The following is a 24,258-nucleotide window of genomic DNA, read 5'->3' as shown; positions in this document are numbered from 1 at the left end:
GTGCGGACAGCGGCTGGATCGGCACACCCATCACAGGATTCCGGTTCGGAAGTTTTGTCATCGAGATTGATCGCAGAGCATGATCAGGCCGTGCGGACAGTGGCGGTTCGGCTGAGGTCAGGAATGCGCGCATCGTCATAGACGCTGTTTACCGACATCTGCAGCGCCTGTTGCTCCGCAGCAAACCAGGTGGATGCGGGAACAGTGTAAGTCTCGGTGGCATATTGCTCGCCGCCACTGAAGAAGGCGATGTCGACGATAAATTGCGGCAGGGGAAGGGGCGAATGGGCGCGCATGGCGGCATCCTTTCATGACGATGGCCATCCCGGTGCGTGTCCGGGATGGTCATGAGAAGGTGGAGCAGGAATGGCAGTGGTATCGCCGGGCGTCAGAGCGCCTGTTCGAGCAGCTTTCTGGCCTTGTTTTCCAGGTCGAGGCGGCTGTCCTGATGCGGCTTCGATCGGGCCAGCGCCGTTATACCCTGGACGAAATCATAGATGGACTCAGGCGGACGGCCTTCTTCAGCCAGCACGGTCTGGATGATCTTTGCCGTTTCGGCCTTCGAAAAGCCGCGTTTGCGCAGGAAGGGTTCGCGGTCCTCGTCCTTGCGCGCGACGATCCGCTCGCGGGCGGCCTTGATGCCGGAGATGAAATGCGATGGCGAAGAGTTTGCGAAATGCTCAAGCGCCGGCGCGGCCTGATGCGCAAAACGAGCGGCGGCGAATTTCGAGTGGCGGATATTGACCTCCTCGAAATTCTCGACACCCCACAGACAGCGGTTGGCGCATACGCCGCGCAGATAGAAAGTCGCGATCCCGAGCGTTTTGGAGCCGACTTCACTGTTCCAGGCGTAGAACCCTCGAAAATAAAGGTCGGGATCGCCATTAGGGAGCTTGCCAGCCTCGATAGGGTGCGTGTCGTCCACGAGGAACAGGAAAATGTCCCGGTCCGATGCGTAGAGCGTGGTCGTCTCCCTGGTGATATCGACATGAGGGTTGTAGGTCATGCTGCCCCAATCGATGGTTCCGGGCACCTTCCAGCGCGTGTCGCCGACGCCATCGCCGGCAAAGGCCATCACCGCCTGGACCAGTTCCCAGTCGAAGATCCTGCCATATTCCGATCCGGTCGCCGCGCGCAATTCGGTGCGACCATTCTCGGTCTGGAGCAGTTTAACCTGTTCGCCCCGGTGGTTGATCAACCCATGCTGCAGGTTGATGCCGGCAAGTGCGGCAGGAAGCTGGCGCAGATAAGAGGCCGGGGCACCAACGAGACTTGCCACCTGGCCGAAAGACCAGTTGGTGGGGGCAAGCGGTCGATCATCGCCAGGCGCCACCAGCATCAGCCGCTCTGGATTGTCGCTTTTCGCCTCGACCCGGATCGACCGGCTTTCAACGATACGCGTGGTCGCACGGTCCGCGCGGCCGCGCACGGCGTCATAAAGACTGGTCAGCGAGAGATATTTCTCGTCGTCGGGACGGGAGAACCACTCGGAGGATACGCGGCTGCTCATGCGTCCGCGCGATACATCGATCCGATAGGGCGCCGTCACGCGGGGGCTTTCGTTCATGGGGGCAAGGGTCGCCATGGAAATCGTCTCCTTGAGATGCAGAGCGACAGGTGCTTCACGGCCCCTGTCACATCCCCGCCCCTCCCTTCCCTTCGCGTACCGCGATATCGGGTTCACGAGACCCCGACCGGCGGCGGCAGGTACGACGGCGGCTTGTATGTTTTACAAATTGGCGTATATGTTCAACGAAAGGAGGCCGTGATGGCGACGAAGCACGAGGATCATCTGTCCCAGCGACATGGAGCGGTCGTGGCCGCTGCCAAGGCGGCGGGTTTGCTGTCGGGCACGAACAGCGCGGTCGGCGCCCGTGTCCCGCGTGAACTCATCGATCGCGCCAAGATGCGCAGCGGCATCGCCTCGACCACCGATCTTGTCGAATATGCGCTCGCCAAAGTGGCGCTTGAGGATGATTTCGGAGCCAGGCTTGTGCGCCGAAAGGGCACGATCCCTGCGGATATTGCGCTTGGGATTTGATCGCAAGGCCTCACTGCGCAGGATCAGGCCGCAGCGATCTGGTGCCAGGCTGTCGCGACGACCCGAAGAGGCATTGCCGCTTGTTCACAAGGCCGCTGTCATAGGCCGCGAGCTTCTGCTCGACACGTGCGTCTATATTGATGTGCTTCAGGGCAAGACACCGATTGAAGTAGATTGTTTGCTGGAAAACCGGATCGTCAATCATTCCTGCGTGGCGCTTGCCGAGATGACCCACCTGATGGGCGCGCTCGATCCGGCCGACAAACGCACCGCGTCGGTCCTCAAGACGCTGGGACGGACCATCGACGATATCCCGGAGCATCGCCTCAGCGCGCCCTCCTCCCGCATGTTCGGAGAGGCAGGGATGCTGGCAGGCATGGTCACACGGCTTTGCGCCCAACCCCATTCGATCGCCCTGCTCAACGATGCGCTGCTGTTTCTGCAGGCGGCAGCGACCGGCTGTGACCTGCTGACAGGAAACCGACGCGACTTCGATTTACTGGATCAGATCATTCCTGGGACGGGCGTCATCCTGTATTGAACCGTCACATAGGTGCGGGAAACCGACCATGCTCGCGACCGCCAGGATCGGTCAGGCAACATGCCAGCAGCACCAGCGTTCAGCGGCCTGCCGTGGACTGAGCAGGCCATGATTGTCGGCACACCATGTACGGAAGGAAGGATCGAGCGCGAGCCCCTGATCGGCGAGCCGGTCGATGACGTCCTGCATGAAACGATCAACTGGAGCGATGGCGGCCCCGGCTCGAGCATGAGCGACCGCAGCCTGAAGTTGCGTCACCATTTTCTCGGCTTCATCGATCGAAATATCCTCGACGGCGCGTAATCCGCCGCGCGGTCCGCAGATGGCCAAAGTTATGATTGCCGTGCCGGACGTCATCCGGCCCAGGGCGTCGATATGGACATGTCGGGACATGCCAATCTCCTATGATGTCAGGCGTGAGAAGGTCAGAAGAGGCTCAACTGTCGCGGCATGGATCGCTGCGATGCCCGGGGTTCGTACAATGGCGGAACGGCGCCTTGTGATGGTGAAATCGGGCCGGTAGCGATGGTCGCGCGTTGGGCGGTCTCAGCCACGGGTCCGCAACGTTGGCGAAGGGCGAGCCGAGCGGTCCATCCCCCCAATATATGCGCCGGGGTGAACCAATGGTCACATGTTTCACCCGATAAGGCGTTTCCGACCATGAGATGTGCTGGAATATGAAGCAATGAGAGTTGAACGTAGGCCATGTGGATCGCACGCGGATCAATATCGATCGCCGTTACATGAAGGTGCCGCTGATAGTTATGCCCGATATCGCGCATGGCCTCGGCAAGCGCGATTACCATAGATCCCGCGCCGCATGCTGGTTCCATGGCGGTCACGAAGCCATGCTGCGCGATCATCGCTTCCACATTTTCGCGATTGCCCAGAGTGGCCTGCGCCATGCAGCGGCTGAGCGCATAGGGTGTGAAATATTGCCCCCGCGCCTTGCTGTGAAGGTCAAGCTCGTGGAAAAGAGTGCCCAGCACGTCGCCAGGCCCGGCTTGGAGAGCCTGCACCAGCCCGGCAAGAAGTTGCGGGAACAAGTCGACGATTTCGCGCGGGTAGCGCCCGACAATATCCCGATAACGAGCCTCGCGCGGTGCGCGGGCGCGCAGGTCGATACTGTTCGCCATGGCGATCGCGATCGCCTCCATGCAGTCACCAAAGACGGTATAGAGGTCATGGCGCGGCTGGCTACGGCGCAAGAGCGCCGCCATGGCTTTGACATGCGGCTTGTGCACGAATGCCTCCGCAATTGACGGTGAGATGGAACGGCGCCGAAGGGCCGAACAGCGACGGGCTTTCTTCTCAAGCCCTGTTTGCGTCCGACCGGCGTTTCGGCGGAGAGGAAATGGCGCTCAGGAAGCCCTTAGCCATTCGTAGAGAAGATGATCGTCAGGACCATATTGCGAACCGATGGCGATCCGGATCAGGCGGCCGTCGCAGGCGAAGGCGGAGGCCCTGGGAAAGGCCAGGTAGGAACGACCTTCGAGGATCAGGTCGCCCGAGCGCACTTCGGTGATGTCGCGGGTCGTTCCAAGAAGTCGATGACCAGACGGTGCGTCCAGAAGCTTCAGCCGATCACCGGCTTTTACACGCTTCTTGAATGCCGCTAATGACAGGACCGTATCGACGGGATTGCGGATACCCTGACGTTTTGCCAATGCCGCCCAATAGGCCTGGCCGATGCGCGCTTCGCTGTAGAAACTGCATGACCAGAAATCCTGCAACGGATTGGTCCGCGTGAACCCGAACCGTTCCATCTGATCGCGCACCTCGACAATGAAGGCGTCCTGCGCTTCACGGCCGGTGAGGTCGTCCGGGGTATCGAGGATTTCCGCGATGACCTTGCGTCCGCCTGCAAATGTCTCGGTGCGGATCGCAAAGCTGGTGCCGGTAAAATGCTGGGCGAGTTGGCGATCGATCCGGGAGGCGAGCGATGGCAACGCTTCGCCGGCGCGGTAGAGATCGCCTTCATAATGGAAGTTGCCGCGTTCGTCATGGTCGGTCTGGCTATACAGGCGCGCGGACGCGCCCGGCGCGTTAGCGTCGGTCATGATGTCATCCTTATGGCTCGATCAGATTTGGAGGGGCGAGTGCGTCAGGCCGACGGCATTTCCATTGAGGGAGGCACGCTGTGGTCTGCTTCATTTCGGGCAAGAGCCCAGTCGAGATAGCCAAGACGCGTGTCGCCGTTGGCGACCTCGGCCTGCCAATCGGCCGAGGGATATTGTGGATAGTCGATCCATGGATCAGGCAGTTCCACCGGTGGCGCCACTGCATATCGGACCAAACGGCGCGCCAGCTCTTCCTGGGTGCTGGCAAATTCGACATGATCGGCAAATATCGCGCACCACCCTCCACCAAAACTGTCGCGACGGCGCGAACAGCCATAGCTCCAGTCGAACCCGACAGGCGCGGTCTGCAAGCTCTCCTGGCAACAGCGCCGGATGAGTTCAGCAATCGGACCAGGCTGGAAGTCGGTCGTGCCATAAATGGCGACGATGCACTCGGCTGCACCCGCAATCTCGATCTCAGCCCCGAAATGCGGGAAGTCGGGATCATCGAAGATTTCGAGCAGGCCGTTGAACGGATTGGCGAGATCGGTCGGCATGAAGGCGGCGAAGAATTCAGCGCTCGGTTCCCCCGGGGCAAAATCACCCAATAGATCGGACGCGTGCTGCCACGCCTCCTCGATCAACGCAGCTTCACGTGCCATGCAGGTGAAGGCGAAGGAAGCTTGAACATAATGGTCAGCCATGGACCGGCTCCATCATTGCTTCATCGATCGGTTCTTCATCGATGAGCACCAGCGGCGGCGGGTTCTGGCGTGCAAGCTGGTAGTCAGTTTCGATTGCCGCGATGCCTCCCAATTCCCGAATGCGTTCGATCGAGAAGAGCTGCTGGTCATCTTCAGTCGTCAGATAGTGTCGCGGTTCGCCATGGCCCCTGTAAATGACGCGGACAGAGGGGAAGCTTCCCGCATATCCGCCCGACCATCGGACATAATGAAGGCCAAGACGTCGACAGCATAATTCGATTGTCTCGAAGCATCCATTGGCCACTTCGTGATCCATCAAGGTGAGAGGATCATTTACGGGAAGGCAGGCGGGATCGAAGGGCGTTCCGTCCCAGTCGACAGCCGCATTGTCGTTGCCGATCGCCTGAACGAGAACGGGGTATTGCGAACGGGGAAGCACACCGCCTATCATGATATGCGCGGATACATGGTCGGCCATGACATGCCTTTCGTAGTTACTGGACTCCAGTCGGTCTCTCCATCCTCACCCCCTCCCCTTTACCGGACCGTATGACCGTCACTCATTCCCGTCTTGCATGAGCTGCAGATTCCCGCTTAGCTACAGCGCAGTTCCAGTCCGGCGATAACCGGCATCCTCCATTCGTTTCTCAACCAGGAGTCCTTTCGTGGCCGATACCGAGCAGCCTGATTTCACCGCAATGACGGTGCAGATACTGAGCGCCTATTTCTCCAATAATCAGGTTCCGGCCGGCGACATCGCTGGCATCATCGAAGCGACCCGCGGCGCGCTTGAACGGAAGGCCGACGTGGAAGTGCCAGCGGCGCCCGAGCATGTTCCTGCTGTATCGATCCGCAAGAGCCTTGGCTCACGCGAACACATCATCAGCATGCTCGATGGAAAGCAGTACAAGACCCTCAAGCGGCATCTGGCGGTCAATGGAATGACACCCGCCGAATATCGCGAGCGCTATAAGCTTCCCAAGGATTATCCCATGGTCGCGCCTGCCTATTCGGAACAGCGGCGCACCGTCGCGCAAAAGCTCGGCCTTGGACGGCGGTTTGGCGCGAAAGCACAGGATGCGGTTCCGGTAGTGGAAGCATCACCCGTGGTAGAGGCGGCGCCAGTTGTCGAAGCGACACCGGTTGCCGAAGCCACACCGGCAGTGTCGACGGAAGCTAAGCCCAAGCGCGGCCGCGGCAAGGCGGCCGCTGCCAAACCCAGCGAACAGGCCGAAATCGTTGCGCCCGAGCCAAAGCCTGAACCTGCGAATGTGCCCGCACAAGCAGAAGCCGCGGCAATAAAGCCTGCCAGAAAGAAACTGGGCGTACAAACCGCACCGCGAACTGCGAAGGCCCCGACAGCCGCCCTGAAGGAACCGGTGGAACCCGCAGTAGCAGAGCCCACAAGGGCCAAACCCGCCAAGCCAGCTACCGGGAAAGGGACAGCTGGAAAGGCCGCGCCGCCAATGGCTCCAGCATCCACGAAGCCGAAAGGCGCAGGGCGGCAGGTATCCGCTGTGAAACAGAAGAAAGCGCCTGTTCCAGCACCGACATCTACGGAATAATGGTCACCGACGAGATATGGGTTAATCCAACCCATATCTCGTCTGACCGCTGACCTTGCGAGCATCATCGGTCGCGCGATGTGGCGCACCGCGGCGAAGACTAGCTCCGCTCTGCCATAATCCTGGCAAGGATGTCGCCCGCACGGTCAGGAGGCAGGAAAATCCTGGTCTTGAAGGCGACGACCTCACTGAACGCTCCGCAAGCCTTCAACCAGGTCCGATCCTCGGGTCGATAGTCTCGTATTTCGAGGCGCACACTGTCGTTGACATGAACCCGGGCAAGTCTGGCCGGACCAAGACCCGGGATCGACACTCCCTCCACCGAACGCGCACCCTCGATCATTTCGTCGGGACCAGGAACTGTCGCGCCATCGAGGCCGAATTCCCTTTGGATCCGTTCCACGGCCGCTGGATGGATGATGCGCCCCAGGATTGAACCGCCCGCGCCATCGTCGATCCGCCAGACGCGCACGTCATCTTCCGGCAATTTATGCCATATGGGCAGCAGCAGCCCGGTTGCCATGGTGATCGTTTCGACCATAAGATTTTCCGTCGCTTCAGCCACTTCCCCCTCCCAAAAGACCTGGAAAGCATCGGGTTCGATCTCGCTCCAATGGCTGGCTTTTAGGGCCGCTCTATCCATGCGGAGCTGACCGCTGGGACGAATGAGATAGCAGCGTTCGATCCATTTGCCATCGTCGTCCTGTCCCGGCCATGTCGGCATGCGCAGTGCGACCCGGCCGGACCGGGCATTGCGGAGCCAGGCAGTATTGTCCGTGTTCTTGCAAATAAGCTGCAACGCAGCCCAGTTGGTAATCGGTGGCCGCCGGTGCAGTTCCAGACGCAAAAGCCGTGTCTCGGCGCCGATTACAGGATCGGTGCGCAGCAGCCGGTCGGAAAGCAGAACCACTTTCTCGGCGCGGATGGTTTCAATGCCCAGGTCAAGCGTGCCGGCAGCACGCGCCGCTTCGACGCGGTCCTCGACCAACCCCAGAAACTCCTCGAATATGCTATTCTGCGTCGCGATCCGCAGTGCCAATATGCGGTTGAGCCAGCGATGAATGGGCGGCAGACGTTCCAGAAGTTCCCCGCCTTCGTCGCAAAGCTCAAGGCCCGTCATCTCCTGGAAATCAGTGAGCGAGACGCTGCGGAGCTTGCCCTCATAGAGGAGATGGAACCATTGGACGAGCGCATCGCGGGCATAGTCGGATTCCAGATTGTCGGAAGGATCGAACAGGTTTTGCGATCCGGTCTGGCGTTGCCCCCGGGTCAACGCGCCCAACGCTTCCAGACCGCGGATGATGGTGCTGAGGAAGCGGCGCTCCCCGCGGCAATCGGTGGTGAGCGGGCGATAGACGGGCGGCGTCAGCTGGTTCGTCCGGTGGCTACGACCAAAGCCCTGCACCGCCGAGAGGATGCGGAACCCAAGTTCCAGCAGAAAATGCGCGCGGCGCCTGTGCGCGCTGGCACAGTTCCGATCGGAATGCATGGATCGTCCGGTACTCCCGGCCAGGGAAAAGGCGGCGATGGGCTTGCGGCCATCCTGAAACGCCTGAACCTCGAACAGATTGGCCCGAGCGCTGCGCCTCTCGACCTTTTGTCGCCCGGCGATGTCAGGCACGATACGCCGCGAGCGCCCCGTAATCTCGGCGACCTGGTCGGTTCCGAAATGCGCGATAAGTGCGTCGAGCGCGGTCGGAATCGCGGGCAGAGCGCATAGCTCCTCGATCAATTCGTCGCGTGCGGCGATCGCCTGGCGGGAAAGCACCGGATTGCCCTCAGCATCGATCATCGGTTCAGCACGCATCGCGCCATCGTCGGTACGAAAGACCCGCATCTGACGCACGGGAAAGCCATTCTTCAAATAGTCGATCAGGGTTTCCTTCGGCGAAACCTCAACGTCCATCGTCGCCCGTTCCTGGACGGAGAGTTCGGATAGACGCCGATCCATGATGGCCTCGCCCGTGCTGGCGAGTTGCACCAGCACTACATTGTCCGACGCCAGCTCCTGCTCGATCGCGTTGATGAGCGAGGGCATTTTCATGCTGACAAGAAGGCTGGAAAAGAAGCGCAATTTCGCAGATTCAAAGGTACTCAGAGCTGAGCCGCGCGCCCGGGCGTTCTGGGTCTTGCCCGACATTCTGTCGACGATGCCGATCTCGGCCAGCACGTCATGCAATCCGCGATGAATGATGCTCCAGCTATCGGCATATGCATCGTAGATCGAAATCTGATCTGGCGTCAGTACATGTTCCAGCGGCTCATATTCGACGCCCGCGAAGCTCAATGCCCGGGCGGTGTAGCGACCCATCGCCTTGAGATCGCGGCAAACGACCTCAAGGGCTGCGATCCCCCCCTCTTCCATCGCCTTCATGAACATGTCGCGCGTGGCAAAGGCAGTGCCCGGTCCCCAGAGCCCCAGGCGAACAGCATAGGAGAGATTGTCCGGCCTGGCCGCGCCGGTCGCGGACATGTAGAGAATGCGAGCGCGCGGAAGCGCATTTTGCAATCGAACGCCGGCAAGCCCCTGTTCCGAGCCTTGCGCTTTGCCAAAATCCGTCTCGGTCCCGCCCGCGTGCGCCATCGCGTGAGACTCGTCGAAGACGATTACGCCGACGAAATCCTCGCCAGTCCAGTCCAGTAGTTGTTGCAGGCGCGAGGCTGTATCGTGGCGCGCGGAGCGCAGGGCGGCATAAGTCAGGAAGATAATGCCGCTTTCCATCGTGATCGACGTGCCCAGCGGAAAGTTTGAAATCGGCTGAATATCGATGGCAAGCCCGCCCAGCGCCGTCCAGTCGCGGCGGGCGTCCTCGATGAGGTCGGCCATGGAAATCCAGATCGCGCGGCGATTGGCCCGGTTCCATTGATCAAGGATGATGCCCGCCGCCTCGCGACCCTTGCCCACACCAGTACCGTCAGCGATGAAAAAGCCGGTCCGATAGGCTTTGCCTTCCCTGTCCTCGATCAGGCGATCGCCGGCGAGGTTGGATGAAAAGCGGCCGACAAGATCGCGCGTATGCGCCTCACCGGCATAAATGACGGTTTCAAGCTGCGCCTCAGACAGTGCCTTGGCCGCGCGGTCCTGGAGCAGGGGTTGATAGCGCGGCACCGGCAGGGACACCGAGGCCATGGCAATGGATTCGACAAGAACATCGGGATGCCTGGAGGCACCATCGATGGAGATCCGTGCGGGCCGCCAGGCAGAATAGATGCCCACGGTCTCGCCGGGAGCAAGCGGCTCCTCCCGAACCACATATGTGATTGGCCGCGCGTCCTTTGCCACCGCTGCAACGCGCGACGGCGGCGCAAGCCTTTGCCCGCTCATATGCCCAAAGAGGGCTCCTCGCGCGACATTAGTGGCTGGTCGGGAAGGCAAAAGACCAACGGCTGGCTGCGCAAGGAAAGGTGGAGACTGCAGGGGATCGAGCCGATCAGGGATGGCGAGGACAAGGTCCAGTGCTGCCTCGATGTTGCAGGCGACGTGACGCTCCGGCACGCCGATCCATCCCTTGTCGAAGATCAGCAGACGCACATCGATCCCCGTTCCATGTTTGGCATAGGGGCTACCCGATATGGCGATTTCGATGCGGGGCGGCACAAGCTCCGCGACTACATTGTAGCCAAGCGCAGCCGAACCTTCTGGCGAGAAGCTTGTCGGCATGATGGCGACGCATCGCCCGCCTTGTGCGAGAGATGCAAGCGCGCCGCGCAGGTGGCGCGCGCCGGCATGGCGATCGATCCCGCGGCCAACGCTCCGACTGAAGGGAGGATTGATCAGCCCCAGCGTGGGAATCTGCTCGGTGGTCAGCATATCCTGAATATGTTCGGCATCATGGCGTGTCACGATCTCGCCCAAGCTTCGAGACAGCAGGTCGGCGCGGGCGGGATCATGCTCATTGAGCAGCAGCCGCGCGCCTGCGCGTGCGCCATGGACTGCCAGCATGCCGGTGCCGGCCGAGGGTTCGAGCAGGATATCGTCAGAGCGACAGCGTGCCGCCATGGCTGCGAGCCAGGCGATGCTGAGGGGCGTGCTGAACTGCTGGAGCTCGACCTGCTTTTCCGAGCGGTAGGTCTGTGTGGGCAATCCGCGCTCAAATTGCCGCAGTCGTTGGAAGATGTCGGCAGGTGTTCCTGCCAGAAGCGCGCATTGCGGATCGGCGAGGTGCAAGACCTGCGCGGTTTCCAGCGCATCATATGCATCGCGCATCAACCATGCACCGCCGGCATCATCTTCGCCGAACGCCTGGGCCATCATGCGCTTGAGGGACTGGCGATTGACCATGCCGCCATTGCGCAGGCGGTGGGCAAGGGACTGGGCAACCTCGAACAGGCGTGCGGGCGCGTCGTGGGTTTGCGACAAAGCGAGTTGGGGCAAGGTCATGGGCACCTCATGCGAGAATAGGACAATCCGGCTCTCCCTTTCCCGCTCTCCTTCATTCCGGCCCCTGACTGTGCAGGAAGGATAGATCAGACCCGGTGACGGGGGATCGGCTCGAGGCTATGGAAGAGCATGGCTATTCCACTCGACTATCTCGGCGAACTCGACCGGCTGCTGCTTGATCAAGGCGAGGATTGCATGCTGCTGTCGCAGCTGGACGGCTTCCTCACCGGAATCCTCGTCAGCCCCGATCTGCTTGCACCCAGCCAATGGCTGAAGAAGATCTGGGCTGGTGATGACGGCACGGGCATGCTGCAGTTTAGTGAAATGGGCGGTTTCCAGCATTTCACAGACCTCATCATGCACCATTATCATGTCATCCTGGCCTGCCTGGGTCAGCCGGCCAGCTTCGAACCGGTGCTGGAGATCGACACACGGTCGGACGAGACATTGTGGGAGATGTGGATCGAGGGCTTTGGACAGGCGATGGATCTTGCCCCTTCGGGCTGGCAGCGTGTCCTCAATGACGATGATCCCGGTTGCCGCGCCGCGATCGAGGGTATTCGCGAACTTCGCTCGTTTGCTGATGGTACGAATAAGCTGACTCTCACTGCGGAAGACCAATGGGATCGGGAAGCACCTGACCTGATCCCGATTTGGGTCGAGATGCTGCACCAGTGGCGGATTGAAAATGACCCCTACCGACCGGGCACCATCAAGCGCGAAAAGACGGGGCGTAACGATCCATGTCCCTGCGGGTCGGGCGCCAAATATAAGAAGTGCTGCGGTTTGAACTAAATGATCGCGGACAACTGCGGGCGCGGCATGACCGTCAGCTGGGTCTTCCTCTGCGCGCTTCCAAACCCGTCAACCCGATGAAGTTAAACGGCGATCGATATCCGCCCCAGCTGAAATCGTCTCCGACAAAAGCAGCAGACACGTTCGCTCTGTCACGTGCCGACCGCAATCATCCGGGCATGCCCTCATCGCCATAAAGAAAGTCCTGGCTATTTGCCGCATTGGGGCCAGCTGTCGTCTTGGCTGTGGCGGCCAAGCGCATTTCTTCCAGCAAAACGAGGCGACTGGCCCTGTCAGTAGGCATATTGACCGGAACAAGACGGACAGCAGCGTGCCCCTCACGGGTCAGGATGATTTCTTCCCCTGCCTCCGCGCGCCGAACAAGGTCGATGAGTTGGCCCGCCGCATCAGATATGGAAATATGCATAGGCCATTATCCCTGGCGATTAAGAGCAGCGGCTCATTTTAGACCGTTGCACAGTTCCATCCAAGGCCGAAACCGGGGGCGGGGACTAAGCCGTGCCCCCGGCCATTTTCAGGCGGCTTGCGCGAAGCTTTGGTCGCCTTCGTTGCCACCTTCCTTGTTCACCACGTCCGCCAGGTCGTGCCCGCTATTGTCGGGCGAGGTCGGCTCTTCGCCGTTTTCCGGGGCAGCGAACCGCATTTCGTCGGGTAGCCAGGCGAGCGCCCGTTCCTGGATTTCGGGCTCGATTATGACATCGCCACCAAATAGCCGCTCGGCCGATGCGGCCAGATCGTGCTTCTTCGACCCGGAATAGCGCATTCGAAGTTCCAGTCCGCCAATCTTTTCGAACAAGGCGAGGATGCCAGGCTTGGTCAGCTTGTCGAAATAGGTGAGCGCCGTCGGCCGCCACCAGGCCGCGACATCGATCCCAAGCTTGCGCCCCAGATGATCGAGGAAGCCTGCCTGGCGTCGTCCGGCAGGAACGGCATGAAGCGTGCGCGCGATCGCCCATCCGAGCCAGGCCGCACGTGCATCGTCGGGCAGCGTACAGAAGGCATCATAACGATCTGGAACGGCCTGGTGGTGGAGCCAGCTCCGATCGAGCGCCCCATCAAGCTTCGTCCATTCACCCGCCGCCGCCGTTTCCGGCTTGAAGTCGGGCAAGAGACGGGAAGGCACCGAGGCCCGCAGATCGCTCGGCATGTCGAAGGACGCCAGACGCGACTCACGATCAACCATGATGAAGGTGCCCAAATCTAACGCGAATGCGGGGTCACTGGCGACGTGGACCGCAAGCAGCTCAGTCTTCATCATCGCCAGCATTTCGCGAAGGCGCTGGCTCATCACCGGGCGAGCGTCATTGGCGGTATCGTTCTCCTGCGTTTCAACGCTGGCATTATCGTCGCCGTCTTCGCCGTCATCATCGGCCTCGCCGCTCTCCTCGTCAGACACCGGCGCGATATAGAGTTGATGATGGATTTGCGGCGTGCCGTCTTGGCCGAGCACCACATAGCCAAGAGCGGTCGCTTTCTGCTCAGGATCGATCACAACCTCGCGCTCAATGATCGCCGTGAGTTCCGCCTGGAGGGCAGCATAGCGCTGTTCCTCATCCTCTTCCGGCTCATAGGGCTCGTTTCCGGCAAGCAGTTCGATCTCGGCAATCTCCTCCTCAATCTCCTGTTTACGCGCTTCCTGCTCCTGCGTGAGCGGTTCGGCGACGCCGGTCAGCGGTTGCAGCGCATAGGTCTCCATATAGGGAATGCGCGCGCCGGTGACGATGCGCACTTCCCCCAGGCCTTCGCGCTCACGCAGCGCCTCGGCCTGCGCGGCGAGTTTCGTCTCCGCCAGATCATCGAGAATATGGGTGTCGATCCAGCGCTCGTCGGCTGCAGTGGAGAACAGGTCCGCGTCCTCGACACGGCCACCTGCCGCGATATAGGAATCCCGCCCGACCAACAGGGCCTTGGGATCGGTTGCGCGATAGCTGTAGCCATTGAGCGCCCGCCGGATTTCATTGACATTGTCGCGGGAATAGCTGCTTCGTAGCGACTCCCAGATCGCCGTCTGACGGGCGGTGTCGGCGGTCGTCGCATAGGCCTTGGCCACATCGAGCGTGATTTCGTCAGCCTCGAGCGCATCGAAGATCGGCTGGGCGAGGTTCGCGAGACGCAGGCGCCCGACAACAAAACGTTCCTCGATGCCGAAGCGCTTGGCGATCTCCGCCGTGCTGCGGCCCTCGACCTCGATCAGATCGCGAAATGCCAGACAATCTTCGGCAGGCGACATCTGCAGCCGGTCATAATTTTCAGCAAGGCTGATTTCGCGGCCGTCCTTCGCTTTGGCAAGAACAAGGACGGGGACATCATAATCGGCAGGCAGCGTTCCCTTCTCGATCAGGCGATGGATCGCATCAAGGCGGCGGCCCCCGGCCGTGATGCGATAATGACCTTTCTTACGGGAAACCGGCACGCCGACGAGATTCTGGATAAGGCCATGCCCGGCGATGCTGGCTTCGAGTTCAGCGTCAGCGCGCGGATCGGTCCGCTTGCGCACATTGACGGGCGACTTGGTGAGATGGGTTGCCGGGACGAGGATGGATGGCTTGGTCATGCAACAAACTCCGCAAAAGCTGCGGCCCGCACATCGAACCGCGCATTCGCCGCCCTCCCCCTCTCCTTTCGTTTGCACCGGTTTGGGGCGTGACGGCACGGTGCCGTGCCGCTAGACACGGCAGCTGCATAATTTCAGGAGGACGTTTTATGAACAATTCCGAGCTGGCTGAAGCGCTCAGCGCCGATCATGAACTGACCAAGGCTGACGCACGCAAACTCGTCGACGCCCTGTTTGGGGTCATTGCCGACGCGGCGGCCAAAGGCGACGAAATTTCGCTGAACGGCTTCGGCAAGTTCAAGGTGAAGGACACAGCGGCGCGCGAGGGCCGCAATCCGGCAACCGGCGAAACTATCGCCATCAAGGCGTCCAAGAAGCTGACGTTCACGCCCGCAAAGGCGATCAAGGACCGTCTCAACGGCTGACCAATATCGCTGCCCTGCTGCCGACAGGTGCAGGGCAGCGGAGCCGCATCATGGTAATCAGGCAGCGCGTGACTGCCCTTCCAGCACATCCGCCCAATCATTATTGGGCGGCGGCGGCCACGCGCTGATGATCTCAAGGCCAGGACGCTCATAGGCGAGGCGCGCATTTTTGTTGGCTTTCCATCCAGCCTCATCCCGGTCGAACAGCAGGACGAGGCGCTCGAGCCGATCAGGTAACAGAATATGTCCGGCCCGTTCTGTCCCGAGGATCGCCCATACCGGGATCTTGTGCATTTGCATCGCCGCCAGCGCGGTCTCGATGCCTTCGGCGAGGCCGAGCACCGAAGCGGGAGGCATGAGTTGTACCGCGCCGCGCCCCGGACGTCCGAGCATCATGCGGGGATCGGCCAGATCCTTTGCTTTGGTGGCGGTTGCGGCATCAATAAAGGTGCGGTGGATGGCGACGAGCCGTCGTCTCTCCCGCACGGCTGCAATCATGGCGGGCCGGAACAGCGCGCGGCTGCCTCGTCCCAGCGGCGTGCGTAAATTATAGCGCAGATCATGCCAGGGCGGCGTGAGCAGGCGCCCAGACAGGTAGCTTTGCGCAGGCGTGCCCACGAGGGATGCGGATGCGTTCCATATGCGTAGGGCTGGCCCTGCACCCGCGTGAGGCGAGGGCACGTTGCGCGACAAATCGGAAATGTGCCGGTCCGCAAAAGGCAGGCGTAAATGCCGGATTGCTCGCAGAACGTCTCTCGTGTCGCAACCGGCAAAGCATTTGAACAGCAGCGCGCTTCTGCCAACACGGATAGACAGGCTGGGATTATGGTCATCATGGGCCGGACACAGGCATAGACCGCGATCTTTCTGCCATGTTCCGCCTAGCTTTCGGCAAAGGGCTTCGCCCTGAAATTTCAGTTCAAGAGATTTCATTGTTGTCAGCCGCCCTGGCGAATTATCCTTCATGTTTCGTCGAGGGCCTGCGAAAGTATCAAAAGCGCCGACGCCAGTTCGCGCTGGACCTCAGCAACTTCGAGACTCAGTCTGCGGGCTATCGCCGGGTAGGCAGAACCCTCGACGCAATGGGCAAGGAAAACGGCGCGCGTTTGCTGCGGCAAATCCGCAATCGCGTTGCGCAACTTCATCATTCGCATGGCATCGCAGGACGCCAAGGCTTGCTGCTCCACCCATATCCATCCACTGACCCACACGCCTTCAGGCGTCTCCTCGATATAGGCCTCGTCTGCGTCGATGCGCAGGACCGGCGCGCCTTCCAGTCTGGTCATGGCGACTGCGACTGCTGGATGCGCCCCCGCGTCCAATAGCGCTGCAATGGCATCGAGACGCCGCAACAGATGCGCGCGACGCCGACGGCGTGATGGCGGCCAGCCTCCGGTCACAAGATCTGTTTTGATGTCTTGCAGAAGAGCACGGACTTCTAAGTATTGCATGGCAACTGGATCCCTCTGGGTTCTTCCGCTCGCCTTGCCCCCTCCCTCCTTCGCGAGGCTCGATCGCTGCAGAGCAGCGCCCGGCCGACCGTCTTGTGTCCGGCGACCATGGGAGAGGTTGGTGAAGCGCCAAGCCTATCTCCAGCTATGATCCTCTGGCGTCGCTGTCGTAGCGTGACCGGTTTGGATTGCTTGCAAAACAATCTGTTAAACCGGATGCAGAACGATTATGTTTTCGAAAGGTTTTTGTTTGAAACAGAATGGCTGCAACCGGATACTGACGGCAAAATAAACTCGAATGATATGGTTGGAGAGGACGCCGCTTCCGGTTGCCATGAACTGGCGAAGGGACACGCCCTTGAACGAGGAAGACTATTCGGACCGGCTTGAACGGCTCAGCACGCGCAAGGGCGACTGCCTGCGAGAAGCCGCCAAAGGCCTATCGTCCAAAGAGATCGGGCGGGTCCTGAATCTGTCCCCTCATACAGTAAACAATCATATTCTCGAAACCCGGCAGATACTTGGGAACGTGTCGCGATGGAAAGCAGCCCAGCTTTTCGTGGATTGGGAGGCTGGCAAGGGGGGGCAGATTATACCCCCCTATCCAATGACTATTCCCGGCGGCGCCAATTGCGAGTCAAATGCGTCCATCGAAACCAAGGCGGACGCACGGCCGACACACGAGGAACTCAAGGATCTGTTCGCAGAAGGACAACGCCCATATGGCGTTCGCAAACAGCCCTCCTCCTTGCTCGACATTGTGCCACTCCGCGTAGCCGGGAGGCAACGCAATGACCTGAATGGACCCTCCACCCTGATCGCCTTCGCGATCCTCACTCCCATGATGCTCTTTGCCGTAGGGGCTGGAATATCCCTCCTGTTGGTACTCAACGACCTCGTGGCAAAATAGAGCGGCAAATCCTCAAATCCATCACCATAGCCTGCCCTGATGGGCGGGAAGGAGAAACCATGCGTGCTCAACGCCAATCCGTCGCCAAACATGTTGCCGAGCGTTTGTTCGCTGCCGAAGAGGCCATCGACATCGCAGCTGCGCGTATCGCCGAACTCAACGCGGCATTGCCGCTCGCGCGGCTGGATGCCCGCCTCTCGGCCATGATCGGCCAGGACGCCATTCAAAGCTCCGCCTCGGCCATGCTGCTTGTTGCAGAAACGCGCGAAAAGATCGTCACCACCCACGCCAATCTCAAACATGCCAGTGACGCAATGGGATTACCGGAGACCAGCTATGGCGACCTTCTCAAGGTGGCAAGGGCAGGGTCGCCCGCCCAGGGACAGCATCTCCGAGCGGTGTGATGCTTTCGTCGAGAGAAATTGACGGATCGGGACTTTTGTCGTTCCTTTACGTCATGACGCGACAAGCTCTGTTTCTGGCTCTTCTGCTTCTGAGCAGCGCCTATGCCTTCATAAAGGGCGGCCAACCCGAACGTATCGGTGCGGCCACGCTTTTATGCGGCGCAAGCCTGACTGTGTTTGTCGCGTCGCCTTTCGGGATCCGGTTTCAGGGAGTCGAAGTCGGCATCCTGATCATCGATTTGCTGATATTGGGCATTTTCCTATGGCTTTCAATTCGGAGCACCCGTTTCTGGCCGATCTGGATCGCCGGGATGCTGGGTGCCGAAGTCGTCATTCATGTAGCGCTGATGGTTGCACCAGCTGTGGTTCCCCGTGCCTACATGCAGGCGCTGGCGGTATGGAGTTGGTTCGCCCAACTGGGCCTGATCATCGCCACCTGGCGGCACCAGATGCGATTGACGCATCTGGGTGTCGACGCGCCTTGGAAGAACTGATCGGCCTTACCTGCCCTGATCGCGCGCAGGAACTTTCAGAACGCCTCTTTACCCGATTTGGCTCTCTTGGCGAGGCTGTCTCAGCACGCTCGGCGGCAAGGATCGAATTGCTGGATGGCTCGATCCAGGTCGAGCAAACCTTCCTGAGCTTCCGGCGTGCGATGACACAGATGCTGAGGGCTCCCCTGATGCAGCGGCCCATATTATCCAACGATCAGTCTTTGCTCGATTATTTGAGGGCGCAAATGGCCTATGACCCGATCGAGCGGTTTCGGGTTCTGTTCCTTAATGCGGGCAACGAGTTGATAGCGGACGAGGTGATGGGCGTTGGAACCGTATCGGCCGTTCAGGCCTGGCCCCGCGAAATCCTGAAACGCTGCCTGGACTTGGAGGCAACAGCGATTCTCCTCGTCCACAATCATCCCTCCGGTTGCTCCAGGCCATCCCTGGCAGATCGGGATTTAACCGAAAGGATCGCCAAGGCAGCATCCAGCCTCAGCGTCATCGTCCATGATCATCTGGTCGTAGCGCGAAAAGGCACGACGAGCTTTCGAATGGCGGGCTATTTATGACGGGCACCGGCCTTCTTTCAGACATGCCCGGCAGAGGATGGACGCAAGAGTGGTCTTCCCTTCGCTCCATCGGAAGTCATGGATGATGCCCGCGTCGAACATATCGGCGCAGATTCGCGATCGAGGCGGCTGGCCTCTATCCTGCCGGGCAATCGCGTGCCGAACCATCCTGAAAATGCAAGCTGCAATCCTTAAGAAGATGGGGCGCAAATTATCGTCCAGTCCCTATCTGGGTTCTTTGCTCCAAGTCTATCTTGCCGAGATCGAGGGTGAAAGAATTTATCAGGCGTGTCTTTCCACGGACCATGCATCATCAACAGCGCATCGTCGCTCGACGCGCCTGGAGGAGTTCGGTGCGCTGGTGCGTGGGGATGACCCAGTCGATGGCAGGTGCACTGATCTGAAACTGGCTGACCTGACGAAACAGGCGCTAGATGAAGCGATCGATATCCTGATCGGACATTGCATCAACCTCGGCGACGAGATCTCCGCATTTACGCCTGAAAATAGCGTGATACCGAAGAGCCCAATAAGATATAGCCGCCACATCGGCACCAGCGAGGAAAGATGTGCCATGACTGTCCTGCGAGGCAAGGTCATTGCAGGGGGGCGTATAGCCCTTCCCGCCGATGTTCGCCGCACTCTGGGTTTGCAGAGTGGTGATACGGTTCTCTTCGAACTCACTGGCCAGGAAGTTCGTATACGACCAGCGCGTACGGCCTTGCGACAGGCGCAGGAACGATTACGCGCCTTCGCGCCGAATGAGGGCCTCGTCTCCGAGGCGTTGATTGCCGAGCGGCGAGCCGAGGCTGCACGTGACTGACAAAAGGCCCAATGCCGTGTATGCTCTTGATGCATCGGCGCTTTTATGTCTCCTATTTGGCGAACCCGGCTCGGATCAGGTGGAGAAGCGATTGAGCGGTGCTCTGGTGTCGGCGGTAAACTACCATGAGGTGTTGGCAATGCTTGCGGATCAAGGTGTCGATTTTGCAGAGGCGCAGACGATGCTGGCAGCGCTGGACATCGACGTCGTACCGGTCGATCGAAACCAGGCTGACGTCGGCGGGAAATTGCACAGCGATACGCGCAGTATCGGCTTGTCTCTTGGTGCTCGTTCCTGTCTGGCGCTGGCACTATGTAGGGAAGCGATTGCAGTGACGGCTGACCGGGCATGGGAGACACTCGACTTTGGTGTCGTGGTAGAACGGGTCCGGTGACCCGCATGGCGGGCGTTGATAACAGGATTAGAGATTGAACTGATGCGGACCGACCTCAATCATCTTCCGATGTCCAAGCAGCGCGAACTCGATCGCGTTGTGGAGATCCTCTTCCAGGGATTTCGCGAGGCGACACAAGAGGCAACGGGACGACGCAAGTCCGCGCGGATTCTCAAGGTCATCCTTTTCGGATCCTATGCCAGGGGCGATTGGGTCGATGCACCATTCGATGCCAACCAGTTCACCTCCGACTATGACATCCTGGTGATCGTCAATCAGAAGGAATTGACCGATGGCGTGCTCTACTGGGAAGAGACCGAGCAACGCCTATTCGACGCCCATCAAGTCGAGAAAATCATCCGCACGCCGGTCAACTTCATCGTCCATACGTTGCAGCAGGTGAATGACGGCCTGTCTCATGGGCGGCTTCTGTTCACCGAGATCGCCAAGGATGGCGTGATCCTTTACCAGTCTGATGATCGACCGCTGGCAGAAGCCAAGCCCAAGACGCCTGATCAAGCTTATCTTATGGCCAAAGAATTTTTTGAAGATTTGTTTCCAGCCGCGATGAGACGTTTTGCACTCGCAGAGATAAGCCAAAGTAGGAATTGGCTCAGCGATTCAGCGTTTGATTTTCACCAGGCGACTGAAAAGCTTTACCGATGCGTTCTGACAACCCTCACATTCTATGCTCCACGGAGTACGAATATCGTATTTCTCAGGGGCATGGCTGAAGGCTTGGACCGGCGGCTCTTTGATGCCTGGCCTCGCGCAACGCACGCGGAACGTGCCATGTATCAAAAATTGAAGGACGCCTATCGCAAGGGCCAACATTCGAAGCATTTTGAGATTTCGTCCGAAGAGCTAGTCTGGCTTCAAGGCAGAATTCAGATACTCGGAGAGCTTGTGCATGAGGTATGCTCTGGGCGCATCGCAAAGTTGAAAATCGATGCGGAAGCCGCGGTGAAATAAGCAATTGAAGGGAAATGGCCGAAGGAGAGATAGTATGGTACTGAGCGGCACAAGGAGATCGTGAGACTTGTAGCTGCGGGGCGAGCTGATCCCTGATCTTCTCCTACTATCTCTCCCGGCGGAAGCTAAGCCCAGCGATCGCACGCCCAAACGCCGATCGCTGTCTCACAATTTTCGCAATGGCAGGCTTCAATATCTTCTCGCGGTAGCGGGCGTCGATCCGGTCATCATCCACAAACGCTACCATGACGTCGAGGGGGTCCCGGACTGCCAACCGGTGCGCTTGCCGGCCTGACGGATCTCGAGAGAGGAAACGAAACAGCCCTTGCAAGGTACGGGTCGCCTCCCGATGATCGCCGTCTCGCAGGGCGTGACTGATATATTCCTGCAGCACGATGGGAGCTGCTGCAGCCTGCCGTCGGGCGGTATCATCTGGTCGTTTCAGTATGTGCAGATTGGCGATCCGACTTTGCAGGCAGTGAAGTGGATTCATCACAGGGATGGCAACCTGCCCTGCGAAGCCAGCTCGCTCATAAGGCACGATGATTTCGGCGACGCCTGCCGTCAGCTCCTTGGGCCTAACGCCAAGGACATGGCCCAAAAAATCAATACGAATGGCTATCCCGTCCACCACCGCCTCAACGATCGCGGTTTCGGGTGTCTGATTGTCGATCCCTGGGATAAGCAGCTTGCCTCCGAGCGCTTGCGCCAACTTTTGCGCGGCTTCACGCCGTCCAAAATAGTCGATATCCTTGGAGGTATATGGGCGGTAGAGATGAAGCTCGTCGGCTGCGGAATAGAATTCCGCCCAGAGGTTCAATGCCTGTCCGCCGATGACGAATGCGCCATCCTCCAGAACAAGATGGGAAGCAATATCGAGAACGGCGGCTGGATCTAAGTGATTGTCGCTCAGGCGGCGCCCCGCCGCGAACGGCGCACAGAGGCGCGCGAAAAATCGATGCCGGAGAAAAAGCCGTTGCGCTGCCCCATTGCCTCGGGCGAGATGACACCAGATCTCAGGTCGTGATCATCCTGCTCGCGGGCGCGCTGCTTCTCGCGCCGACGATCAAGCGAATCGAATTGATCAACTTTCTGCATGTCTAACTCCACCCACATATCTATATGCGATGCGCTTTCCGGTCAATTAACGCCTCAATGGAGGGGACCGGCTGGAACTTCTCCCACAAGCGACGGCAGCCACATATGCCGGTTGGACGTTAATCGACCGGGCTTGATCGAACGCCGATACCAAGGCATGATCGCTATGCGAGAGGACTATGGCAGTCGCTCGCAGGATTGTCCTGTAGGTATCTCGAAGCTCGACATGCGGGTCGAGCGCCGACGTTGTTCTGTTACGACAGCGATACGGCTCACCTCACTCAAGATAACGCCTGGCTTGGGCCAGGGGATCTTTGCCGTGCTGTGAGGAACCGTGATTTCATGTCGTCAAATAATTGCAACGCCCCACACGGGATGAGCCAGGATGCTGCTCAGCAAAATGCCGGACCGGATGTCAGTGACATTCGGCATATCTACGAAACTGAGGCGCCGCGGCTGCGACGCTATTTTCAGGCGCGCTTGCGTTCGCGGGATGATGCAGGTGATCTCGTACAGGAATCTTTTCTCCGCCTCATTGGGTGCATGGCCAGAGCCGAGCTTCCCCGACCAGCCGCGTATCTCCAGCGCATCGCGCAAAATCTCCTACTGGATCGCTACAAACGACTCGAGACACGCCTCGCGGCCTTCCACGTGCCGATCGGCGAGGACTTTGAACTGGCGATACCGCCGGACCAGGCCGTCCGCATCGAGGCCGAAGACGTGATGCGGGTCTACCGGCGCGCACTTGAGGAGCTTCCTCAAAAAACGCGAGAAATCTTCCTGGCACATCGTGTCGACGAGTTGACCTACCGGCAGATCGCGCAAAACATGGGAATTTCCATCCCGACTGTGCAATATCATGTTGCCCGCGCCCTCGCCCATATCGACGCAGCCCTGGAACAGGAATAATGGAAGACACCGAGCCGCCGCGTCGCCATGGCCAACTTAGGGAGGAGGCCGCCGATTGGTTCGCGATCATGCGCGACCAGGAAGAAGCGCAGATCAAGCGAAAGGATTTCGAGGCGTGGCTGGCGCGTGGCGCGCTTCACCGTGCCGCCTACAACCGCATCGCCGAAGCCTACAGTATCGGCAAGCGGTTGAAGGAGTTGCCCGAAGATGCGGACGTGACCATGAGCGAGGCGCTTGACATCGACACCCGGCAAAACCGGTCTCGCACGAAAGCAACAAAATATGCCCTGCTACTGGTCGGTTTGCTCGGAGCGACAGCCCTTGTCGCGCATTGGGCGCGGAGTGCCCCCATTCGAGACGAGCCAACGACCCAGTTCGCCACGAAAGACGCTTCACGGTTCTCCGATCAGGCCGTGGCAACGCTTGTTACCGCCACCGGCGACATTAAATCCTTTCATCTTAAGGATGGCTCCGTCGTCACGCTCGATACAAACAGCCTTGTGCTGGTGAATTTTGACGATATCCAAAGAAGCCTCCGACTATTACGTGGTCGCGCGCGCTTTACCGTCGCCCATGAGAGCAGGCCTTTCACGGTTCATGCCGGCCGCGGGAAGGTTGTAGCTCGAGGCACGATATTCGACGTCGACCTTCTGCCGGGCAACCATGTTGTCGTTCGGCTGGTAAGAGGCGCTGTTGACGTCGAGATCGAAACCGCGGCCAAAGTGGCGCTTCTCCAGCGGCCAGTCCAACTCATCCCTGGCGAGCAGGTTGAACTTGAGAATGATACCATCGCCCGGCCCACAAAGATCAGAGAGGTGGACGTTAATGACAGCGACTGGCCCAATGGCTTGAGGAATTTCACGAATGTTCGCCTTGGGGATCTGTTCGCAGAAGTAAACCGCTATGCTTCTATTCCGCTGGTCAGCGAGGCACCCGATATCGAGGATATTCGCGTATCGGGAAGTTTTCGTATTTCTGATAGCGCACGGCTGGCGCGAAATCTCGGAGACATGCTGGGCTTAGTCGTCATGAGCAGCCCCAGTTCCATTCATCTTGCGCGCCACTGCTCCACGCCGTCGAAAGGAAATTGTCGAATGCCATCATAATTGGCGCAACCCGCTCGTCGCTACTCCCAATGGAACCG

28 protein-coding genes are annotated in these 24,258 nt (G+C 59.6%); 15 read left to right on the top strand and 13 right to left on the bottom strand.

Annotation, left to right across the window (positions count from 1 at the left end; genetic code table 11):
- Positions 1 to 83: 83 nt before the first annotated feature.
- Entirely contained in the window at positions 84 to 296 is a 213-nt protein-coding gene (locus tag SX1_RS09040) for a hypothetical protein (RefSeq protein WP_019052739.1), read from the bottom strand.
- 92 nt (positions 297 to 388) lie between these two features.
- Positions 389 to 1,585, bottom strand: a complete 1,197-nt coding sequence (locus tag SX1_RS09035; protein WP_026149613.1) for a hypothetical protein — start codon at positions 1,583 to 1,585, stop codon at positions 389 to 391.
- Positions 1,586 to 1,768: 183 nt separating this feature from the next.
- Between SX1_RS09035 and SX1_RS09030 the strand changes: the two genes are divergently transcribed.
- Positions 1,769 to 2,041, top strand: a complete 273-nt coding sequence (locus SX1_RS09030; RefSeq protein WP_019052737.1) for a hypothetical protein — start codon at positions 1,769 to 1,771, stop codon at positions 2,039 to 2,041.
- Complete coding sequence (locus SX1_RS09025; RefSeq protein WP_026149612.1) at positions 2,031 to 2,582, top strand: type II toxin-antitoxin system VapC family toxin; 552 nt, start codon at positions 2,031 to 2,033, stop codon at positions 2,580 to 2,582. The genes SX1_RS09030 and SX1_RS09025 overlap by 11 nt, the downstream gene beginning before the upstream one ends.
- A 51-nt stretch (positions 2,583 to 2,633) precedes the next feature.
- Here SX1_RS09025 and SX1_RS24205 read toward each other — a convergent pair whose 3' ends face one another.
- The 5 genes from SX1_RS24205 to SX1_RS09000 form a co-directional block, all read right to left on the bottom strand.
- Positions 2,634 to 2,975, bottom strand: coding sequence for a hypothetical protein (locus SX1_RS24205; protein ID WP_157410146.1), 342 nt, complete (start codon positions 2,973 to 2,975; stop codon positions 2,634 to 2,636).
- A gap of 32 nt (positions 2,976 to 3,007) precedes the next feature.
- The gene (locus SX1_RS23755; protein ID WP_255209723.1) at positions 3,008 to 3,826 is read right to left on the bottom strand and encodes an N-6 DNA methylase; all 819 of its coding nucleotides are present in this window, start codon (positions 3,824 to 3,826) and stop codon (positions 3,008 to 3,010) included.
- A 117-nt stretch (positions 3,827 to 3,943) separates the two neighbouring features.
- On the bottom strand, positions 3,944 to 4,642 hold the full coding sequence (locus tag SX1_RS09010) for a hypothetical protein (protein WP_019052733.1): 699 nt from the start codon (positions 4,640 to 4,642) through the stop codon (positions 3,944 to 3,946).
- Positions 4,643 to 4,686: 44 nt separating this feature from the next.
- The gene (locus tag SX1_RS22520) at positions 4,687 to 5,346 is read right to left on the bottom strand and encodes a hypothetical protein (RefSeq protein ID WP_019052732.1); all 660 of its coding nucleotides are present in this window, start codon (positions 5,344 to 5,346) and stop codon (positions 4,687 to 4,689) included.
- Positions 5,339 to 5,824, bottom strand: coding sequence for a hypothetical protein (locus SX1_RS09000; protein ID WP_019052731.1), 486 nt, complete (start codon positions 5,822 to 5,824; stop codon positions 5,339 to 5,341). Before SX1_RS09000 ends, SX1_RS22520 begins: the two co-directional genes overlap by 8 nt.
- A 187-nt stretch (positions 5,825 to 6,011) precedes the next feature.
- Here SX1_RS09000 and SX1_RS08995 point away from each other — a divergent pair, with 187 nt between their 5' ends.
- Positions 6,012 to 6,911, top strand: coding sequence for a Ros/MucR family transcriptional regulator (locus SX1_RS08995; protein ID WP_019052730.1), 900 nt, complete (start codon positions 6,012 to 6,014; stop codon positions 6,909 to 6,911).
- 100 nt (positions 6,912 to 7,011) lie between these two features.
- On the opposite strand, the gene SX1_RS08990 is transcribed toward SX1_RS08995, so the two are convergent.
- A complete protein-coding gene (locus SX1_RS08990) occupies positions 7,012 to 11,292 on the bottom strand; it encodes a strawberry notch-like NTP hydrolase domain-containing protein (protein WP_019052729.1) in 4,281 nt (1,426 codons plus the stop codon).
- 129 nt (positions 11,293 to 11,421) lie between these two features.
- On the opposite strand from SX1_RS08990, the gene SX1_RS08985 reads away from it, so the two are divergent.
- Positions 11,422 to 12,087 carry a UPF0149 family protein gene (locus SX1_RS08985; protein ID WP_019052728.1) on the top strand — a complete coding sequence of 222 codons (666 nt, stop codon included), beginning with the start codon at positions 11,422 to 11,424 and terminating at the stop codon, positions 12,085 to 12,087.
- Between the two features lie 169 nt (positions 12,088 to 12,256).
- On the opposite strand, the gene SX1_RS08980 is transcribed toward SX1_RS08985, so the two are convergent.
- Together SX1_RS08980 and SX1_RS08975 are read right to left on the bottom strand one after the other, a co-directional pair.
- Positions 12,257 to 12,514 (bottom strand): type II toxin-antitoxin system Phd/YefM family antitoxin, encoded by a 258-nt coding sequence (locus tag SX1_RS08980; RefSeq protein WP_019052727.1) that lies wholly within the window; start codon positions 12,512 to 12,514, stop codon positions 12,257 to 12,259.
- Positions 12,515 to 12,622: 108 nt separating this feature from the next.
- The gene (locus SX1_RS08975) at positions 12,623 to 14,662 is read right to left on the bottom strand and encodes a ParB/RepB/Spo0J family partition protein (protein WP_019052726.1); all 2,040 of its coding nucleotides are present in this window, start codon (positions 14,660 to 14,662) and stop codon (positions 12,623 to 12,625) included.
- Between the two features lie 149 nt (positions 14,663 to 14,811).
- Here SX1_RS08975 and SX1_RS08970 point away from each other — a divergent pair, with 149 nt between their 5' ends.
- Positions 14,812 to 15,087: an HU family DNA-binding protein gene (locus SX1_RS08970; protein WP_019052725.1), complete on the top strand. Its 276-nt coding sequence runs from the start codon at positions 14,812 to 14,814 to the stop codon at positions 15,085 to 15,087.
- A 57-nt stretch (positions 15,088 to 15,144) separates the two neighbouring features.
- Here the strand turns inward: SX1_RS08970 and SX1_RS25120 are convergent, their stop codons facing one another.
- A complete protein-coding gene (locus tag SX1_RS25120; RefSeq protein WP_043145500.1) occupies positions 15,145 to 16,020 on the bottom strand; it encodes a DUF7146 domain-containing protein in 876 nt (291 codons plus the stop codon).
- Positions 16,021 to 16,049: 29 nt separating this feature from the next.
- Positions 16,050 to 16,373: a sigma factor-like helix-turn-helix DNA-binding protein gene (locus SX1_RS08960; RefSeq protein WP_157410144.1), complete on the bottom strand. Its 324-nt coding sequence runs from the start codon at positions 16,371 to 16,373 to the stop codon at positions 16,050 to 16,052.
- A gap of 523 nt (positions 16,374 to 16,896) precedes the next feature.
- Between SX1_RS08960 and SX1_RS08955 the strand changes: the two genes are divergently transcribed.
- The 8 genes from SX1_RS08955 to SX1_RS08915 all read left to right on the top strand — a co-directional run bounded on the left by SX1_RS08955 (position 16,897) and on the right by SX1_RS08915 (position 22,005).
- Positions 16,897 to 17,448: a helix-turn-helix domain-containing protein gene (locus SX1_RS08955; protein ID WP_157410142.1), complete on the top strand. Its 552-nt coding sequence runs from the start codon at positions 16,897 to 16,899 to the stop codon at positions 17,446 to 17,448.
- A gap of 59 nt (positions 17,449 to 17,507) precedes the next feature.
- Positions 17,508 to 17,852: a hypothetical protein gene (locus tag SX1_RS22515; RefSeq protein ID WP_019052721.1), complete on the top strand. Its 345-nt coding sequence runs from the start codon at positions 17,508 to 17,510 to the stop codon at positions 17,850 to 17,852.
- The gene (locus SX1_RS08945; protein ID WP_303620895.1) at positions 17,852 to 18,346 is read left to right on the top strand and encodes a hypothetical protein; all 495 of its coding nucleotides are present in this window, start codon (positions 17,852 to 17,854) and stop codon (positions 18,344 to 18,346) included. Before SX1_RS22515 ends, SX1_RS08945 begins: the two co-directional genes overlap by 1 nt.
- Positions 18,334 to 18,918: a JAB domain-containing protein gene (locus tag SX1_RS22510; protein ID WP_019052719.1), complete on the top strand. Its 585-nt coding sequence runs from the start codon at positions 18,334 to 18,336 to the stop codon at positions 18,916 to 18,918. Before SX1_RS08945 ends, SX1_RS22510 begins: the two co-directional genes overlap by 13 nt.
- An 82-nt stretch (positions 18,919 to 19,000) precedes the next feature.
- Entirely contained in the window at positions 19,001 to 19,741 is a 741-nt protein-coding gene (locus tag SX1_RS24650; RefSeq protein WP_217996404.1) for an AbrB/MazE/SpoVT family DNA-binding domain-containing protein, read from the top strand.
- A 16-nt stretch (positions 19,742 to 19,757) separates the two neighbouring features.
- The gene (locus SX1_RS08930) at positions 19,758 to 20,135 is read left to right on the top strand and encodes a type II toxin-antitoxin system VapC family toxin (RefSeq protein ID WP_145206704.1); all 378 of its coding nucleotides are present in this window, start codon (positions 19,758 to 19,760) and stop codon (positions 20,133 to 20,135) included.
- Between the two features lie 42 nt (positions 20,136 to 20,177).
- Positions 20,178 to 21,107, top strand: coding sequence for a nucleotidyltransferase domain-containing protein (locus SX1_RS08925; RefSeq protein WP_019052716.1), 930 nt, complete (start codon positions 20,178 to 20,180; stop codon positions 21,105 to 21,107).
- Between the two features lie 349 nt (positions 21,108 to 21,456).
- A complete protein-coding gene (locus tag SX1_RS08915; RefSeq protein WP_019052714.1) occupies positions 21,457 to 22,005 on the top strand; it encodes a hypothetical protein in 549 nt (182 codons plus the stop codon).
- Positions 22,006 to 22,016: 11 nt separating this feature from the next.
- On the opposite strand, the gene SX1_RS24200 is transcribed toward SX1_RS08915, so the two are convergent.
- A complete protein-coding gene (locus SX1_RS24200) occupies positions 22,017 to 22,205 on the bottom strand; it encodes a hypothetical protein (RefSeq protein ID WP_157410140.1) in 189 nt (62 codons plus the stop codon).
- Between the two features lie 375 nt (positions 22,206 to 22,580).
- Here SX1_RS24200 and SX1_RS08900 point away from each other — a divergent pair, with 375 nt between their 5' ends.
- Both SX1_RS08900 and SX1_RS08895 read left to right on the top strand, forming a co-directional pair.
- Complete coding sequence (locus SX1_RS08900; protein WP_019052713.1) at positions 22,581 to 23,114, top strand: RNA polymerase sigma factor; 534 nt, start codon at positions 22,581 to 22,583, stop codon at positions 23,112 to 23,114.
- Positions 23,114 to 24,220, top strand: coding sequence for a FecR family protein (locus SX1_RS08895; protein ID WP_019052712.1), 1,107 nt, complete (start codon positions 23,114 to 23,116; stop codon positions 24,218 to 24,220). The genes SX1_RS08900 and SX1_RS08895 overlap by 1 nt, the downstream gene beginning before the upstream one ends.
- Positions 24,221 to 24,258: the final 38 nt, after the last annotated feature.

It is taken from the genome of Sphingobium xenophagum NBRC 107872 (genome assembly GCF_000367345.1).
GTDB lineage: Bacteria > Pseudomonadota > Alphaproteobacteria > Sphingomonadales > Sphingomonadaceae > Sphingobium > Sphingobium xenophagum.
This window is presented reverse-complemented; position numbering and strand designations above follow the sequence as displayed.